This window comes from [Ruminococcus] lactaris ATCC 29176 (assembly GCF_025152405.1).
In the GTDB taxonomy this organism is placed as follows: Bacteria; Bacillota; Clostridia; order Lachnospirales; family Lachnospiraceae; genus Mediterraneibacter; species Mediterraneibacter lactaris.
Genome location: NZ_CP102292.1, coordinates 1327993 through 1346985, shown reverse-complemented (window position 1 = coordinate 1346985; position 18993 = coordinate 1327993). Strand labels below are relative to the sequence as shown.

Sequence of the window (18993 nt, the reverse complement as noted above, 5' to 3'; positions counted from 1 at the left end):
TGTGGCGAGAGCCACCTGTCCGGACTAACGGAGCCACCCCATTTTATTTATTAAGTTACTTTGCCATTGCAGGATCCAGTCCATACACTTCTCTCATAGAGAGGTCTTTAGATGGGTCAACACTTTCAATATCGATCTTATAAGAATCATACGATATACGATCCATGATGGCATCAGCAAGAGTACTTTCACCATCACAGATTTGCTGGTACCATTCACTTTCACGGAACTGAGAACAAAAGATCGTTGAAGATTTTTTTCGTCTTTTATGTATCAGTTCAAAAAGATTTCTGGCTTCAGCTTCTGTCAATTTAAGAAGCAGCCACTCATCAATAATCAGTACTATTGGCTTAGTGTATTTCTTCAGGGCAGTCGAGAAAGTTCCATTGTCCCTGGCAGCCTGTAAGTCCAATAATAGATCAGGAAGTCGTACATACCGTACTGAGTAATAGTGCTTGCATGCTTCCATGCCAAAGGCACAGGCCATGTAGGTTTTACCGCTTCCAGTTGCTCCAGTAATAAAGATGTTCCGGTATTCTGTAATGTATTCACAGGTTGCCAGACGATTAATCAATGCTTTGTTCAGTTTTCGCCCAGAATGATAATCAATTGCTGCAATGCTCGCATCTGGCTGCTCAAGTTCAGCCTGGCGGATCAGCCTTTTCAGACGATTGTTTTTACGGTTGCTGTATTCGACATCAACAAGCATACCGAACCGATCCTCGAACGGCACTTCCTTCATTGTAGGATCATCCATCTGGATGCGGAATGCATCCGCCATAGCAGTCAGACGCATTTCAATAAGTTTATCGATTGTACTTTGATTTGTCATGATTGTTTACCTCCATAGTATCTGGCTCCTCTGGTTATGCCGTGTGGTTTTTCTGCTTGAGATGCTTCTGGTTCAGTACCAGGTACATTCTTCACAGCAGCCAATAGATTTTTGATACTTTTATAGCTGGGTTTACCGGAATAAGAAAGTGCCTTAGCACAGACCTGCTCCAGTTTTCCAGGCGAATATTTTTCTGCCAGTTTCAGTAATCCCATGCAGCTTCTGTAGGATTGCTGTTCAATCCTGCCGGAGGTAAGTATTGCATCGACAACCTTGCTTGTGTTAATTCCAATCGAATCAGCCCACTTACGGAACCGGTCACCGTTCCATTCCAGATATTTCTGGTGTTCCTGTGGCATATGTTCTGTCACTGTAGAATACTGACCGCTTCTTCCATAGAGTCGTCTGTGAGAGGCAATACGATTGTGATTATAAAATATTTCAACCGTTGTATCTGTTATACGCACATCCACCTTATTTTTGATATACTGATAAGGCACGGAGTAGAACATTCTGTCTACTGCGATGTGATAGTTAAACTGGACGGTGGCTTGTTTCCACTCAGCCAGTTCAAAAGGTGTAGCAGGCAACGGAGCCAGTAATGGCATTTCTTCCCCAAGAAATAAACTGAGTCTGCTACATTCCTTTTTCTGAAATTTACGGGCGTTGTAGGCATCCAGTTTTTCACGGATTGAAGCATTTAATTCTGCAAGAGAGAAAAACTGCTCATTGCGAAGGGCTGCTGTTATCCATGTGGATATCTTTCCTACTGATCCCTCTACATTCGGTTTATCCTTGGGTTTCCGGATTCTGGCCGGAAGGATGGCGAGATTGTAATGTTCTGCCATCTCATGATAAGTTGTGTTTAAGGCAGTGTTGTACCAGTCACTCTTTTTATGATTCACTGCGGTTGTACAGTTATCAGAAACGAGCATAGGTGTGACACCTCCAAAGAAATCAAACATCTGGACATGAGCTTTGATCCAGTTGTCGATTTTCTCATTCATATATGCTTTTACAAAAGCATACTGACTGTAAGTTAATACACCTACAAATATCCATGCATCTGTGATTTCTCCGGTGTCCGGATCAATGATGTGGGCAGGGTCACCGGCCCAGTCAACTTCAATCTGTTCACCTGGTTTTCTGGGGATACGCATGGTAGCCCTGCGTTTTTCTTCATCCTTCTGGATGTAGTAGCAGAACTGAGAATACATTAGAGGCTCTTCGCTGCTCATGCGGCACTCCTCACAGTATTCTACCCAGAGAAGCTTTTTGTTTACACCATTTCGCAGAAGTTCTTTGCGAATGTAGTCAAAGTTTGGCATGCGTTTATTCGTTGCCGACTTATCCTTAGGAAACATCAGCTCCTCTAGTGCACTGTCGGTCATGTCGAAATCCAGCGGCCATGAAAGCTTGATTTCCGCTGCCTTTTTCAAAACCTTAGCGACTGTGTTTCTGGATACACCGCAACTCTGTGCGATGTTCCTCTCACTGAATCCTAAGCTTTTCAAGCGTAGGATTTCACGATACTTGGTCATAACTTATGACCTCCTTTATCTGTATTCACACCAAAGGTGTGTATTTACAGTATAAAGGAAATATATGTAATAGAGCCAAATAAGGTGGCTCTGAATTACCGGAATATATGGCTCTCATTCTCCGGAATGGTGGCTCTCAAAGTCCGGACAGGTGGCTCAGAGAGCCCCGGAATAATCAGAAAGCATCATGAATTTGAAATCCTTGAGAATTGTTATCGAAAATCATTACAGAAAGCATTGGAACTTGAGTGTGAGAGTATAGCATTTCCATTAATTTCGACAGGAGTATATGGATTTCCGAAGGATAAGGCATTGCAGATTGCTGTGTCAGTATTCAGCCAGTTTCTTACTGAAAATGAGATTGAAATCATACTGGTAGTGTTTGATAAAAGGTCTTTTCAGCTTTCCGGTCAGATTGTGGGTGATATTGATTCCTACATAGATGCTAATTATGTCAGGGAAAGTCAAAAAAAAGAATATCCAGTGCGAAGCAGAAGTGGTGCTCGCATGAGAGAATTGTCAGAGGAAGCGTTCTATGAGGAGATGCTTCAAAGAGAGGCAGAAGATAACTATCCAATTAAGGAAGATACAGGGTTAGCAGAGCCTTGTATGCTGTCAGCAGACATTTCTTTGGAAGACCAGCTTGCAAATATTGGCGTTTCATTTCATGACAAATTATTTGAGCTGATCGACGAAGCACACTTTGCCAGGAATATGAAGAAACAAAAGAGCTCCGTAGAAACCAACCTCCACTATTTTTGTAGGAGATAAACCGCTATCATCGCAGAACTCAAATTTCCACTTTACAAATCGAAGTATAGTATATATACTCACAATATAAATAGCAAAATGTATTTTCGAAGGTTTTCAATGGATAAAAGCAGAAATTATAAAAATTACGTTTTCGATTTGTACGGGACACTGGTGGACATTCATACAGACGAGGAGCAGGAGCTTCTGTGGGAAAAGCTGGCGTTATTTTACGGATATTATGATGCGGTGTACGAACCAGAAAGGTAAGGGAAATTCTTCTAGGGAAAAAGGAGGAATAATAGATGGGGAAGTCAAGAAAAGCCAGCATTGCGGGTGTGTGCATTCTTTTGGCAGTAGTCGCAGTTGCATCATTTTTCATAGGCTATAAAGTGGCAGTGGATAAGAATAAAACTTCATGGACGAAGGAGGAAACAGAGACCTTCTATGCAACAATTACCCAGATTAACGATAAGAATTTTACTGTTAAGGGAATTGAGGCAAATGACATAAACTACCGTGGTGAGTTTGTGTTTTTACTTGCGGAAGAAACTGCTTTGGAGTGGAGAGGAACAGAGATTGAAGTGTCCGACTTGGCAGTAAATGATATGGTTTCAATAACATTTGCAGGAGAAATCCAGGAAACATACCCGGCACGTATAATGAACGTGGTAAAGGTGCAGCTTCTGGGGGAAAAATAACAGTAGAGCAATTTAAGATTGACATATCAAAAAAAATACTTATAATAGATATATCGCATAAAAATGCACGACAGTTCGTTTGTACCATCCTGTCGTTAAATAAAACCAGGGCTGCTAAGAAGACTTTTTATGTAATTTAGCCCTGTAGGTGTGTATACATTTACAGGGCTTTCTATATGTACTCATAGTGGGGCACGTTCTTTTCTAAGCAATTCTGTTTTTATAATTACCAGATTATATAGGAGATATTAGTATGTATTATTTAAAAACCGAGAGTAGCTTTGATTCTGCACATTTTCTTAAAGGGTATAACGGAAAATGCAGGAATCTTCATGGACACCGTTGGAGAGTTGTTGTTGAAATAGCAGCAGACCAGTTAAAGGATGAAGGGCAGACAAGAGGAATGCTTGTGGATTTCTCTGATTTAAAAAATGCCTTGGAGGATATCTGTGATGATTTTGACCACAGCTTGATTTATGAAAAAGGTTCTCTTAAAGGTGCGACAATTGCTGCTTTACAGGCGGAAGAGTTTCGTATGATTGAAGTTGGTTTCAGACCTACTGCGGAGCATTTTTCAAAATATTTCTATGAGCTGATGAGTGAAAAAGGCTTTCCAATCCACAGAGTGGAAGTATATGAGACACCTAATAACCTGGCAGCATACGAAGAATAAAGGAAAGAAACTAATATGAAAGTTGTTGAGAAATTTATAAGTATTAATGGAGAGGGAAGAAGAGCCGGAGAATTGGCGGTGTTTATCAGATTCAAGGGCTGTAACTTAAACTGCTCCTACTGTGACACAAAGTGGGCCAATGAGCCAGCTTGTGATTATGAGGAGCTTTCGCCGGATGATATTTGCGAATATGTCAGTGAGACAGGTATTAAAAATGTGACGCTGACAGGGGGAGAGCCTTTATTACAGAAGGATATTAGAAGTTTAGTAGAAAAGTTATTGAATAAATCGGACATCAGAGTAGAGATAGAAACTAATGGGGCTGTTGATATTGCTCCCCTTGCCAATGCATTTTCAAAAGAAAAACTTAGCCTTACTATGGATTACAAGCTGCCATCCAGCGGCTGTGAGGAGAAAATGATTCTCTCCAATATGGAAGTTCTAAGAAAGCAGGACACAGTCAAGTTTGTTTCGGGCAGTGTCAAGGATTTGGAATGTGCAGAGAAAATAATTGGAAAATTTCATCTGACAGAAAGGTGCCAGGTATTCATAAGTCCAGTATTTGGTTCAATTGAGCCAGTGGAAATCGTGAATTTCATGACCAGTAAAAGGATGAATGACGTGCGTCTTCAGATTCAGATGCACAAGGTAATCTGGAACCCAGAGGAAAGGGGCGTATAATGATAGATACGAAAGCGATTGAGGAGCATATTAGAGGGATTCTTGTTGCGTTGGGCGACGACCCCGAGAGGGAGGGCTTAAAGGATACACCAAAGCGAGTCGCGAAGATGTACGAGGAGGTCTTTCTTGGGATGAATTACTCCAATCACGAAATTGCACAGATGTTTGATAAGACATTTGAGGATGGAATTGAGGAGCTTGATACTTCAAAGGTTGTAGTTATGAAGGACATCGATCTGTTTTCTTACTGCGAGCACCATATGGCACTTATGTATGACATGAAGGCCACAGTTGCGTACATTCCTAATGGGAAGGTTATAGGCTTATCAAAAATTGCAAGAATATGCGATATGGTTGGAAGAAGACTGCAGCTACAGGAAAGAATTGGTCAGGATATTGCGGATATTATGGCAGAGATAACAGGAAGTGAAGATGTTGCCGTAGTGCTTGAAGGGTATCACAGTTGTGTGTCGGCAAGAGGAATTAAGAAAAACAACACGAGAACAATGACTGTAGAGCTAAGAGGAAGTTTTAAAGACGATGCAGCATTACAAATGTATCTAAGATAGGGAGGAAGTTATGAAAGCATTAGTATTATCAAGTGGTGGCGTGGATTCCACTACGGCACTGGCATTGGCAGTGAGCCGATATGGAAAGGACAATGTAATTGCTCTGTCAGTTTCTTATGGACAGAAGCACGATAAAGAAATTCAGGCGGCAAAGGCTGTTTCTGCATTTTATGGAGTTGAGCAGTTATTCTTGGACCTGAGTAAGATTTTTCAATATAGCAACTGCTCTTTATTGCAGCAGTCTACAGAGGAAATTCCAGAGGAGAGCTATGCCAAGCAGATTGAAAAGACGGAGGGCGAAAAGCCTGTAAGCACCTATGTGCCATTTCGAAATGGACTGTTTCTTTCATCGGCGGCAAGCATTGCACTAAGCAAGGACTGCAGCGTGATTCTTTATGGCGCACATGCAGATGATTCCGCCGGTTTTGCCTACCCAGACTGTTCACCGGTGTTTAATGATGCTATGAATCAGGCGATTTTTGAGGGCTCAGGACATCAGTTAAAGGTGGAGGCGCCATTTGTGAATATGACTAAGGCGGAGGTGGTGAAGATGGGCTTAGAGCTTAACGCACCATACGAGCTTACCTGGTCCTGCTATGAAGGGAAAGATGAGCCTTGCGGCAAATGTGGAACCTGTATCGACAGAGCGGCTGCATTTGCAGCAAATGGGGTAAGTGACCCTGCAATAAAATAGAAATTGGAGAAAGCTATGAGAGAAAAAGAGAATTTAACATTATTAGGCAACCAGCAGAACAATTACGAGACAGATTACAACCCTGACCTGCTTGAAACATTTGTAAACAAACATCCAGAAAATGACTATTTCGTGAAGTTTAACTGTCCGGAATTCACAAGTCTCTGTCCAATTACAGGACAGCCTGATTTTGCAAACATTATTATTTCGTATGTCCCAGGCGAGAGAATGGTGGAAAGCAAGAGCTTAAAGCTGTACCTGTTTTCTTTCCGTAATCATGGCGATTTTCACGAGGATTGCGTGAACGTGATTATGAAGGATTTGATTAAGCTGATGGAACCAAAATATATTGAAGTGTGGGGCAAATTCACACCTCGTGGCGGAATCTCCATTGATCCATACTGCAATTATGGGAAGCCAGGAACTAAGTGGGAAGATGTGGCATTTAACCGTATGGCAAATCATGATATGTATCCGGAGAAGGTGGATAATAGGTAAGGAAAAGCCATCTGTCAGATTTCCTCATAGCTCTTGCTACTTCCTTCGATTGCTTTCAATAACTCTTCAATATCCAGTTTGTCAGCAATTGCTTCGTTAGATGTACCCTCAGATTTGGTTTGTTATTTAAAGTGAATTATACTAGTTACCCAAAAACTAAGTGCTTACATTAAATCAACCACAAGTTAACTTTATAAACAAAAATCAACGTCAAATCCATTGTGTGTCTGGGTGAAGTGAGTATAATATAATCATAAACACTTAATCAAAGGAGTAGATTATATGAATATATTAGAAATCAAGAATTTTTCAAAGACCTACAAGGGTAATAAAAAGGCGGTTGATAATTTATGCATTACGGTGGAGGCTGGAGATATCTACGGCTTTATTGGACACAATGGTGCAGGTAAGAGTACTACTATCAAATCGGTAGTGGGAGTGTTAGAATTTACTGAGGGAGAGATTTATATTGATGGACATTCGGTAAAAAAGGAGCCTATGGAATGTAAGAGTATAACGGCATATATTCCAGATAATCCAGATATATATGAATTTCTTACAGGTATTCAGTATCTTAATTTTGTTGCAGATATATTCGGGATTGAACAGAGTGTCAGACAGGAAAGAATTAAAACTTATGGAGATCTTTTTGGAATTACAGAGAATCTTGGCGATTTGATTTCATCTTATTCCCATGGTATGAAGCAGAAGGTGGCTATTATTTCTGCGTTAGTTCATGAGCCAAAACTGTTGGTTCTTGATGAACCATTTGTTGGACTTGATCCTAAGGCTGCACTTGACTTAAAAAATATTATGAAGGAGCTGTGCCGACAGGGAAGTGCAATATTCTTTTCTACTCATGTGCTTGAGGTGGCTCAGAAGCTTTGCAATAAGATTGCAATTATTAAGGATGGTAAGCTTGTTACTTCAGGAAATATGGAAGAGGTAGTTAAGAATCAGTCCTTGGAGGATATATTTATGGAGGTGACGACGGATGACAAATAATCTTTTATCACTTCTTAAAACAGAGTTTCTAAACAGGTTCAGATTAGGAACTATTAGAAATGAAAGAAACAAAAAGGTTAAATACAGATACATAGCAATGGGTGTTTTATACATTTTCCTCGCAATTGTTCTGGCAGGTTACTGCTTTGGAATTTCATATGGCTACAGCTATCTTGGGATGTCCTATGTGGTTCCTGGCTATGCACTTATGATTACCTCTATTGTTATTTTGTTCTTCACATTTTTAAAAACCAATGGAATTCTTTTTAGCACAAGAGATTATGATATGCTTACAGCATTTCCTATAAAGACGAGGACAATTATTGCGTCGAAGTTTCTTTCTATGTATATTAACAATCTTGCATTTGCGGTGGTAGTAATGGTGCCAATGGCAGTGGGCTATGAAATGTGGAATGGCTTTAATGCAGGGACCGTGGCTTTCTGGTTCCTTGGAATATTGTTCGCACCACTGCTACCTATGACAATAGCTGCCGCTGTGGGAATGGCAATATTAGCCATTGGTGCAGGCTTTAAGCACAAAGCGGCAGTTCAGCTTATTGCTACGGTGATTTTGTTTTTGGGCATAATGTTTGGAAGCTTCTGGCTCAATCAAAATGCTATGGCTGATGAAGCCATGATGCTTGCAATGCTTACTGATATGGGTGCATTTATTTCTGGAATAATTCATAAAATATATCCAGTGTCATTGTGGTTTGACAATGGCGTTGTCTATGGAAATGTCCAGCATATTCTTTTATTTATTGGATTTTCGGTAGCTGTATATGCGGTATTTTTAGGCTTTTGTGCAAAGTTTTATGGAAGGATAAATTCTGCACTTAAGTCACATCAGGCATCATCTAACTATAAGGTTGGTCAGTTAAAGAAAAGCTCGGTACTTACTGCACTGGCGTACAAGGAAGCAAAGAGATTTACTTCCTCATCTGTCTATATGATTAATATGGGAATGGGGCTTATATTGGCTCTTATTGCCTCGGTTGCCAGTGCATTTTTGGGCGTTGATAAGCTGATTTCTAATGTTGATGGGGTAAATGCAAAGGACATGGCAGCACTTTTGCCAGTCATTTCAAATGTTGTACCATTTGGAATTTCTATGGTTGTAAATATGTGCAACACCTGTGCGGTGTCACTTTCCTTAGAGGGAAGAAATCTCTGGGTAGTGGAAAGTCTGCCTATTAGTAAAAGGACTCTTTATAAAGGAAAGATGCTTTTTAACATATGTATGGTGCTGCCAGTTTCTCTTATATGCAGCGTTATATTTATAATTTCCCTTCGTGTAAATGTAGTGAAAGCCCTGTTGTATATTGTATTTGCTGTGGCTTCGGTAACATTTTCAACGGTATTTGGAATGTTTATCAATATATGCTTCCCTAATTACCAATGGGAAAATGAGGTTGTAGTTGTAAAGCAGGGAATGTCCTCTATGATTGGAATATTCTCCAGTATTATAATCTACCTTGCCATGGCTGCGGGAACATTTTACCTGTCAGGAAATCTTGGCGGAGAGCTTAGTATACTTATGTTTAGTGGAATTCTTGCGGTGCTTGCGGCAGTGCTTTATGGACGATGCAAGTAGGTTAGTGTGTATGCAAAGGAAGGCAAAATATGGCTGAGATAAATATAGCAAAGCAGCTTTTGGCTGCTCGTCATGAAAAGAAAATTACACAGGAGGAGCTTGCCAGCTATGTTGGTGTTTCCAAGGCGGCGGTGTCGAAGTGGGAAAGTGGTGTGAGTTTTCCGGATATTACGCTGCTTCCTAAGCTGGCTACTTATTTTAACGTGTCCATTGATGAGCTGATAGGCTACGAGCCTCAACTTACGAGAGAGCAGATTAAGGAGCTTTACAGTCAGCTAAAGAATATATTTGCTAATGAAAAGTTCGAGGTGGCAATGGCGGAATGCAGAGAGCTGGAGAAGAAATACTATTCCTGCTTTCCATTCCTGTTACAGATGGCAATTCTTTACTTAAATCATGCAACACTTTCTGATGCACCGGCACACATTTATGAGCATTGTATTGAGCTTACACAAAGGATTAGAAGTCTTTCGGAGGACGTGAATGATGCAAAAGATGCACTCACATTGGAAGCCTCCTGTTATCTGCTTCTTGGTGAGCCGATGAAGGTAATGGACCTAATGGATGAGAGGCTGCATCCAATCAGCCGCGATACAGAGCTGCTGGCACAGGTCTATCAGGGTATTGGCAATATACAGGGTGCTATAGATGCATATCAGGTTGCGATGTATCAGCATCTGCTGTTTCTTATCTGTGATTCAGCACCATTAGCCCTGTTAAATGCGGCTGACATTACGAAGGCCGAGCAGATAATTACCAGAGCCATTGACTGTATAGACATTTATAATATGGATGAGCTTCATCCCAATACAACGGCAGGAATATATATTACTGGCGCTCAGATTTACTGCATGCATGGAGAAAATGCTAAGGCACTTGACATGCTTGAGCGTTACACATATATATGCGAGCATTGCTTCTTTCCGCTTGTGCTTCATGGCGATGCATTTTTTGACAGAATTGATGAGTGGTTTCTACAATTTGACCTTGGAAATCAGGCACCCCGTTCAGAAAAGCTTATAGTTTCCAGCATGGTAGAGGCAGTAGAGAAAAATCCCGCATTTGCTGGACTTATGGATGAAAAAAGGTATAATGGGGTTGTGAAGAGACTGAAGGGGATTGGTGAGAAATATTAGCCGATAAGTGAGAAAATGATGATGAGTAAAAGAACAAGGCAAATGAAACAAAAGGAGCAAATATGGAATCAGATATCATTAAAATCAGCCATCTGAATAAAAGCTTTGGCGAAGTAAAAGCGGTAAGTGATTTGAGCTTTCGTGTGAAAAAAGGAGAATTGTTTGCGTTTCTTGGAGTAAACGGTGCAGGGAAAAGTACAACTATTTCTATTCTCTGCGGACTGCTGAAAAAAGACAGTGGAATGGTTCAGGTAAACGGAATAGAAACTGACAAAGCCGGTGCACAGACAAAAAGGATGCTTGGTGTTGTATTTCAGGATAGCGTACTTGATAAACCGCTAACGGTGAAAGAAAACCTAAACAGTTTGATACATTTCCGAAGATTGCAAAATATTATGGTGTTCCGCTTAAGAACATTATGAAAGACAATCAGGTTATGGATGCACTGGTAGTCGCAAACAACATGATCTTTATCCGTAACCCACAGACAAATGTTCCATATAGTCCTGCACCGCTTACCGATCAGGATAAGATGCGGATTGACGGAGCATTGATGGGAAGAGGCCTGCACTGTGAATTTGGATTTGAACCAGTCAACTTAAATACTGGTAACTTCTACATGGATCAGTCCGATGCGACGATGAATGAGCTGAATGGGGAATTCTCCATTACAAGAAGCTACAATTCCAAAGGAACAGACCAGCATTCCATGTTCGGACGTGGATGGAGCTTTAACTATGACCAGTCACTTTCTCAAATGGAGGACGGAAGTCTTCTGTATATGAGAGGGGACGGAAGTTATCTGATCTTTGATAAGAATGAAGATGGAAGCTACACTGCTCCGGATGGCTATGTATACGATTTAAAAGCAGTCAGCTATAAAGATACAGACCATGACTACATCGGATGGGAACTGACAGATGCGGATCAGAGCGTCTGGTCATTTGATAAATATGGAATTTTACGTTATGTAACGGATGTGAATGGATTTAAGACAGTGTTAGATTATGACGATGATTATAATCTGAGCAAGATTACCACACCATCCGGAAAAACATTCGGGGTAAAACAGGATAAATTCGGGCATATCAAGGAACTGTCTCTTCCAGATGGTGGAAAAGTTTCTTACAAATATGATGAACAGGGAAACCTGATATCTGTAACAGACCCGAACGGAACAACAAAAGAGTACAAATATGATGATGACAGCCGTATGACAAGCTGGAAAGATGAGAATGGCAATACGGTTGTAAAGAATACTTACGATAAAGAAGGAAGAGTCGTAGAGCAGACCGATGCAGAAAAAGGAACGGCAACTTTCAAGTACGGAAAGAGTTCTACTACAACAACGGATAACGAAGGAAATAAGACCGTTTATCATTATGATGATCAGTACCGTACAACATCCATTGAATATCCGGATGGAACAACTTGTGAAAAGACTTATAATGCAGAAAATCAGCTTGCTTCCGAAACGACAGCAGCCGGAACAAAAACTTACACTTATGATGCATTTGGCAATGTAGCAACGGAGACAAGAGAGGATGGAAAGACAGCCTCTTATACTTATAATGAGCAGAATAAGCTGACCAGTGCAACCGGATATAACGGAGCAACGGTTACTTACAGTTATGACGGTAATGGAAATATGGTCACATCTACAAAACCGGATGGAACAGCCATTACTTATACTTACGATGACAAACATCGTATGGTATCCCAGACAGACGGCAGAGGTGTCACAACAACATATTCGTATGATGGACCGAACATGACCGGATATGTGGATGGAAATGGAGCAGCATGGGGATTCACGTATGATGCGATGAATCGTGCAGTTACCATGACAGATCCACTTGGAAATGTAACCTCGAACAGTTACGATGCGAATGGCAATCTGACTTCCAAGACAGCAGCCGATGGCGGTGTGACCGCTTATACACTGGATGGTGTGGGAAATATTACGGCAAGTACGGACGCACTGGGGAATACCACCACTTATACTTACGATAAGATGTACAACATGACCAGTGGTACAGATCCGAAAGGAAATCAGATCAGCTACGTTTATGACAAGAATTATCAGCAGGTCAAAGCAACCGATGCAAAAGGAAATACAATTACTTATAAGTATGACAGCATGGGACGTGTCATAGAAGAGAGTAATCAGGATTTTGGAACAAAGCTCTATGAATATGACAAAGCAGGAAATCTGAAAAAATATACCGACGGAAATGGAAATGCAACCGTATCCAAGTTTGATTCCCTTGGACAGGTGCTTCAGTCAAAAGATGCAGTTGGTAATATAACCAAATATGAATATGACGCATTAGGAAATGAAACAAAGATTACCTATGGAGATGGAAGCAGCCATTCCAAGGAATATGATAACTGCGGAAGGCTCGCTAAAGAGACAGATGAATTAGGTGCAGTTACCACTTATACTTATGATGCGGCAGACAATCTGGTATCAAAATCAGATGACAGTGGAAGAACCTGGACTTATACCTACGATAATACAGGAAACCGCTTAAGTGAAACCAACCCAGAAGGTGGAACTACCACATATACTTATGATAAAGCAGGTAATCTGGTATCTTCTACCGATGAAGAGGGAAGAACAGATACTTATGCTTACGACAAGGCAGGAAATCTGACTACATCCAAAGATGCCCTTGGATATACCGTATCCATGAAGTATGACTTAAATGGAAATCTAGTATCCTCTACCGATGAAAATGGAAATACCAGTACCATGACTTACGATGGTAATGGAAACATGACATCGGTAACCGATGCAAAGGGCAACATTACAGCAATGAAATATGATTCCACCGACAATCTGGAACAGACGGTGGACGCCCTGAAAGGAAAGACTACTTACGAATACGATTCACAGGGTAACAGCACAAAGATGACAGATGCCCTCGGCAATGCGTACAGCTATGTGTATGATAAAGAGGGAAATAACACATCCATAATACTGCCGACAGGAGACAAGGTGCTGCTGGAGTACGATGCCATCGGACAGCTTGTAAAATGTACGGATGCACAGGGACTCGTAATTACCTATCAGTATGACGGAGCAGGCAACCTGATCCATTCCTCCGACAATGGTGGAAACAGCATGGATTATACTTATGATGGTGCCGGAAATGTACTGACACAGACCGATGAACTTGGCAGGACAGCAACATACAAGTACGATCAGTACGGCAGACTCCTGAAACTTACTGAAGCAGACGGAAGTACCACATCTTATGAATATGATGTTATGGACCGCATTACAGCGGTAACGGATGCGGAAGGTCATAAAACAACCTTTACCTACGATAAAGTCGGCAACCAGTTATCCATGACAGAAGAAGAGGAAGCTACATATAAATATGCTTACGATAAGAAGGACCGGGTTATCTCTCAGACAAATCCACTGGGAGCATCCAGCACCTTTAAGTATGACGGAAATGATAATGTGACGGAATCTGTCGATGAAAACGGTACGGTTACCAAGTATACTTACGATAAAAATGACAACCTCGTATCCCAGACAGATGGAAATGGAAATACGACAACATACCAGTATGATGAACTGGACCGCAAGATCGGGGAGACTTCTCCGTTAAAAGAAACAAATGAATACCGTTATGATGCCATTGGAAATCTTACCAAATCAAAAGATCCGATGGGACTCATTACCGAATACAAATATGACAGCCTGAGTAACATGACGGAACAGATTTCTCCAAAGGGAGCAGTTACCAAATATGATTACGACAAGCATGGCAATGTCATTTCTGTAACGGATGCAAAGGGAAATGAGACACAGTACAGTGTTGACCTGAATGACAATGTCACAAAGATGACACAGGCGAATGGTGGAGAGTATACCTATAGTTATGATAAAGCCGGACGTCTGAAGAGTATGACCAGTCCACTGGGTTATACCAAGAATTTCTCTTATGATAAAGTGGACAACGTGGTAAAAGAAAGTGACAGCTTAAAGAGTACCACCACTTATACTTACGATAAGCTCCATAACATGAAGTCTTCTACCAATGCACTGGATGGAACAACCAGCTTTTCTTATGATAAGTATGGCAATCTGGTGAAGGAGACAGATCCACTTGGACGGAGCAATACCTACAGTTATGACCTGGCAGGCCAGATGACTTCTGCAGCTGATCCGCTTGGTAAGATAACTGCTTATACTTACGACCCGGCAGGAAATATTACTGAGATCACCAAACCGGGTGGAAGAAAGACCAGCTATGGATATGACAAGAATTATAATGTTACATCTGTAACAGATCCGATGGGCTATGTTGCAAAGACAGTCTACGATAAAGACAATCGTGTAACAGAAGAGACCGATGCACTGGAGCAGAAGGAATCCTATACCTATGATAAGGACAGCAGGGTAACTTCTATTACAGACAAGCGTGGATTCACAACAGGATTTGATTACGATGCACATGGTAATATTCAGGTTGTTACAGATAAGACCGGATTAAAGAGCCATCTGGAATATGACAAGAATGACAATCTGACCAAAGTAACCGATGCCCTTGGCGGTGTAACAACTTACGGTTACGACAACATGGATAACCTGGTGACCTTCACCAATGCAGCAAATAAGACAACGAATTATACTTATGATCTGGAAGGCAACCTGACATCCATCAAAGATCCGGCAGGAAGAACGGAGAAATTCGACTATGATGAAAAAGGCAGACTGACCGGATATACACAGGCAAGCGGCAAGAAAACCATGTATGATTACGACAAACTGAATGACCTGTTGGAGAAATCATATCAGAACGCAAAAGGCGAGAAATCCGAAAAGGACGTGACCTACGCATATAACAGTGCCGGGGAACGGGTATCCATGAAGGATCAGACAGGCAAGAGCAGCTACGAATACGATGCACTCGGAAGAATCACCAAAGTAACAAACGGTTCGAAAAAGGATGTCAGCTACGTCTATGATGATGCAGATAATCTGCAGGCAATCGTATACCCGGATGGTACAAAGATCAGCTATGAATATGACTTAAATGATAATCTGGTAAAACTGACAGACCGTAATGGAAAAGTAACCACTTACAAGCATGATGCACTGAATCGTGTGACAGAAGTCATTAGAAGCAATGGAACAAAGACGGAAGTATCTTACGATGCAGAAGATCATATCACAAAGATTGTGAATACCTGTGGTTCCTGCGGCAAAGTAATCAGTACTTATGAGTACAAGTACAATGATCAGGGATATGTAGTTGGAGAAACAGCTACGGAACTGGAAGCCGGAACAAGAAAGACGCCAAGCTGGGAAGACTGGTACAACTGGGGCGATACACAGAAAGAGACAGACAAAGCAGACTGTGAGCATCAGGAAAAAGAGATCCAGACAACACGTACTTATGAGTATGATGATAACTGGGAACTGACACGCTGTACGGAAAAAGTAGAAGGCGGTAAAAAGACAGTTCATAATTATACTTATGACAAGATTGGAAACCGGACCTCTTACGAGAAGATCGAAGATGGTGTCAGCAAAGCAAAATATAACTATAAGTACAACGATTCCAACCAGCTCATCAAACGCACCAATGCAAAGATCTGGAGCGATCCGGGAACAACCTACAGCTATGATAAAGATGGCAATCTGATCCAGGAATGTGATAAGACAAACAGTGCAGATCCGGTTACTTATGAATACACAGCAGAGAATCGTCTGGCAGTAGTAAAACAGGGTGGAACAGTCCTGATGGCAGCCATGTACGATGGAGATAACAACCGGGTATTCGAACTTGATAACACCTATAAATGGGAAGACTGCTATGGCGATGAAGTCCTGATTCCGGCGAACCAGCGTACCGAAGATGGAAACAGCCCGAAAGAGCAGCTTGCCTCTCTGGTAAAAGGCGGTTCAAATGCCAAAGGTTACACATTGACAGAGTATATCAACGATATCAATCGCGAGAATACAGAAGTCCTTGCAGAGTATGGAGCAGACGAGAAAGTACGTCAGGCTTATACTTATGGAGAAAGTGGAATTGGAGAACGGGTAAGCGTTGATAAATCGGAAGAAAGCAGTTATTATTTATATGACGGAAGAAACAGTGTAACCGGAATCCTGACAGAAAATGCTAACCTGACGAACAGTTATCAGTATGATCCATACGGTAACCTTACATCAGGAACCGCAGATGGAGTCAATTATTACGGTTACAATGGAGAGTCCACAAATGTAAAAACAGGACTTCAGTATCTGCGGGCAAGATACTATAACGCAGAGAACGGAACCTTTACAACTGAAGATAGTGATCTTGGAACGACAGAAAATCCATTAACCAGAAATCGCTACGATTATGCGACCAATAATCCGCTGAATTACAGTGATCCGACAGGACATTCATTATGGAGCAGGATTAAGAGTACAGCTAAGAAGGTGGCAAAAAAGGTTGTAAAAACGGTTGTAAAAGCAGCAAAAACAGCTATAAAAACTGTAAAAAATGTTGTTAAGACAGTAAAAAATGCAATTAGTCATACGAGCCGATCTTCGAGAAGTAGTACAATAAGTAGATCAACAAGAAATGTTAGTACTAATTCAAATGCTTATAAGAATAATACTTTTTATACTAATGCTTCTTATAACAGAACAAAAATGTCTAAAGGAGTAAAATTAGTCGGGGGACATAGTAAAAGCAAGAATAAACAATATAGTTCGTTTTATAATTTTGCAACAATACGATCAAATGAAATTAGAGCAAATATTAATCGGATTATGTGTAGCACCAATAAAAGAATAAATACCCTGATTACTGGGACTAAAGATAATGTAAATCTGACAGTTACTAGAGGAATTAATATATCGGGTACATTAGGTGTTTGGACTTATGATTTCTCAATAGGGCTATCTTTTGATGCCAAGGGAAATGTTGGAATACAACATAGCTTCGCTGGGGGAGTCACAGCTTCTGCAGCACCTAGTATAACCGTTATTAATTAACTGGACTTTTGAATTGGCAACGTATCAACCACCACCTCTTCACTTGAATTAATTTCTTCAAGCTTATACTTCCAGTGATATACGACAGGTTGTTCGTTTACTTCATCGAAGTATCTATAGATACGCTGCACAAGTTCATCCTTAGTTTTTACACGTATGCCTTTTAGCATCTGACGTGTGAGTTTACTAAAGAATCCCTCAACAAGATTCAACCATGAACCATGCTTGGGAGTAAACACAAATTCAAATCTTCCCGGCTTTGTCGCAAGGTATTTTCGGGTTTCCTCTGAAGAATGAACTTTCAGATTATCCAATACCAGACGAATCCGGTCAGTCTCCGGATATTTTGAATCAAGTATTTTTAGAAACTCAATATATTCCTTGCTGCTGTGTTTATCTTTTACAAGCGGAATTGCTCCCCTGTTTGTAAGTCGATTCCAGCAAGCAGTGAAATAGTTCCAAGACGTTTATATTCATAATCACGGCTGACCGTCTTGTGATTTTCATCCGGCAAGAGGTCTTCTGTGGTATTGGCAATTGCCTGAATTCCGGGTTTTTCATCATAGGAAAGTACATGTACAACCTGTTCATCCTCCTTAAACGGAATGAGCTGTCCCTTCTCGTCAAACTGTAAAGACAATTGTTTATATACAAGAAGAACATTATGCATTTTCTGGTCAAAATCAGGGTCACGATTTTCGCAGTAATAAGTTATTTTGTTAGGCTTAATATCCGCTTCTTCCAGTATTGTGCGGACCTTTGACTGACTGATTGTTGACAACCTTGTATGACCTGCTTCTTCGGCAAATTTATTAATATGTTTTGTAAGAAGAGCACGCGTCCATACTTCTGCTGAATATCCAAGATTGACAGGCTTCTGACAGGCGATATTTATTATCCAGGCTTTTTCATCATCGGTTATTTCAGCATTCCTGCCACGACCGGGTGCATCAAACAGAGCATTTTCCACACCACCCTCAAGGTATTTATTGATACAGAGCATGACGCTTTTGCGATTCATTCCTACTTTGTCTGCAATATGGTCAACTGAAATACCTTCTGCTTTGAGTAGTAAAATTCTTGCCCGAATTACTGTCTGGGCTTGAATTGTTCTTGCACGCATCTGAGTTTCAAGATATAAACGTTCGTCCTCGCTAAGATTAATAGTGGATGCTTTTCTTCCCATAGTTTAATGCTCCTTTTGATTTGATGAGAACAGTATACTACAGAAAAGAAATATAGTCCATTTATTTAAAAACTTTTGTACTAGTATATCTGCAGCTGGATATACAACAGTTACTAATGCTCCA

The 18993-nt window shown here is 40.8% G+C and carries 15 protein-coding genes and 1 pseudogene; 13 read left to right on the top strand and 3 right to left on the bottom strand.

The window, feature by feature from the left end:
* Positions 1-55: 55 nt before the first annotated feature.
* Together istB and istA are read right to left on the bottom strand one after the other, a co-directional pair.
* Positions 56-832 carry an IS21-like element helper ATPase IstB gene (istB, locus tag NQ541_RS06365; RefSeq protein ID WP_005608787.1) on the bottom strand — a complete coding sequence of 259 codons (777 nt, stop codon included), beginning with the start codon at positions 830-832 and terminating at the stop codon, positions 56-58.
* On the bottom strand, positions 829-2373 hold the full coding sequence (gene istA / locus NQ541_RS06360) for an IS21 family transposase (RefSeq protein ID WP_005608790.1): 1545 nt from the start codon (positions 2371-2373) through the stop codon (positions 829-831). Before istA ends, istB begins: the two co-directional genes overlap by 4 nt.
* A 237-nt stretch (positions 2374-2610) precedes the next feature.
* Here istA and NQ541_RS06355 point away from each other — a divergent pair, with 237 nt between their 5' ends.
* The 13 genes from NQ541_RS06355 (at position 2611) to NQ541_RS06295 (ending at position 17683) form a co-directional block, all read left to right on the top strand.
* On the top strand, positions 2611-3144 hold the full coding sequence (locus tag NQ541_RS06355) for a macro domain-containing protein (RefSeq protein WP_233417835.1): 534 nt from the start codon (positions 2611-2613) through the stop codon (positions 3142-3144).
* Positions 3145-3243: 99 nt separating this feature from the next.
* The gene (locus tag NQ541_RS06350; RefSeq protein ID WP_005612342.1) at positions 3244-3393 is read left to right on the top strand and encodes a hypothetical protein; all 150 of its coding nucleotides are present in this window, start codon (positions 3244-3246) and stop codon (positions 3391-3393) included.
* A 35-nt stretch (positions 3394-3428) separates the two neighbouring features.
* A complete protein-coding gene (locus NQ541_RS06345) occupies positions 3429-3824 on the top strand; it encodes a hypothetical protein (RefSeq protein WP_005612344.1) in 396 nt (131 codons plus the stop codon).
* 253 nt (positions 3825-4077) lie between these two features.
* On the top strand, positions 4078-4497 hold the full coding sequence (gene queD, locus NQ541_RS06340; RefSeq protein ID WP_005612346.1) for a 6-carboxytetrahydropterin synthase QueD: 420 nt from the start codon (positions 4078-4080) through the stop codon (positions 4495-4497).
* A gap of 15 nt (positions 4498-4512) precedes the next feature.
* Entirely contained in the window at positions 4513-5178 is a 666-nt protein-coding gene (queE, locus tag NQ541_RS06335) for a putative 7-carboxy-7-deazaguanine synthase QueE (protein WP_005612348.1), read from the top strand.
* Positions 5175-5747 carry a GTP cyclohydrolase I FolE gene (gene folE / locus NQ541_RS06330; protein ID WP_196809889.1) on the top strand — a complete coding sequence of 191 codons (573 nt, stop codon included), beginning with the start codon at positions 5175-5177 and terminating at the stop codon, positions 5745-5747. The genes queE and folE overlap by 4 nt, the downstream gene beginning before the upstream one ends.
* Positions 5748-5757: 10 nt before the next feature.
* Positions 5758-6441, top strand: coding sequence for a 7-cyano-7-deazaguanine synthase QueC (queC, locus tag NQ541_RS06325; RefSeq protein ID WP_005612350.1), 684 nt, complete (start codon positions 5758-5760; stop codon positions 6439-6441).
* Between the two features lie 15 nt (positions 6442-6456).
* Positions 6457-6939 (top strand): preQ(1) synthase, encoded by a 483-nt coding sequence (gene queF, locus NQ541_RS06320; RefSeq protein ID WP_005612351.1) that lies wholly within the window; start codon positions 6457-6459, stop codon positions 6937-6939.
* 288 nt (positions 6940-7227) lie between these two features.
* On the top strand, positions 7228-7944 hold the full coding sequence (locus tag NQ541_RS06315; RefSeq protein ID WP_044905753.1) for an ABC transporter ATP-binding protein: 717 nt from the start codon (positions 7228-7230) through the stop codon (positions 7942-7944).
* Positions 7934-9538: a putative ABC transporter permease subunit gene (locus NQ541_RS06310; protein ID WP_005612353.1), complete on the top strand. Its 1605-nt coding sequence runs from the start codon at positions 7934-7936 to the stop codon at positions 9536-9538. The genes NQ541_RS06315 and NQ541_RS06310 overlap by 11 nt, the downstream gene beginning before the upstream one ends.
* A 29-nt stretch (positions 9539-9567) precedes the next feature.
* Positions 9568-10674: a helix-turn-helix domain-containing protein gene (locus tag NQ541_RS06305; protein ID WP_005612354.1), complete on the top strand. Its 1107-nt coding sequence runs from the start codon at positions 9568-9570 to the stop codon at positions 10672-10674.
* 62 nt (positions 10675-10736) lie between these two features.
* Positions 10737-11096: an ATP-binding cassette domain-containing protein gene (locus NQ541_RS06300; RefSeq protein WP_005612355.1), complete on the top strand. Its 360-nt coding sequence runs from the start codon at positions 10737-10739 to the stop codon at positions 11094-11096.
* A complete protein-coding gene (locus NQ541_RS06295; protein ID WP_005612356.1) occupies positions 11093-17683 on the top strand; it encodes a DUF6531 domain-containing protein in 6591 nt (2196 codons plus the stop codon). The genes NQ541_RS06300 and NQ541_RS06295 overlap by 4 nt, the downstream gene beginning before the upstream one ends.
* On the opposite strand, the pseudogene NQ541_RS06290 reads toward NQ541_RS06295, so the two are convergent.
* Positions 17680-18869 (bottom strand): annotated as a pseudogene (locus NQ541_RS06290) (IS630 family transposase). The gene NQ541_RS06295 and the pseudogene NQ541_RS06290 overlap by 4 nt on opposite strands.
* Positions 18870-18993: the final 124 nt, after the last annotated feature.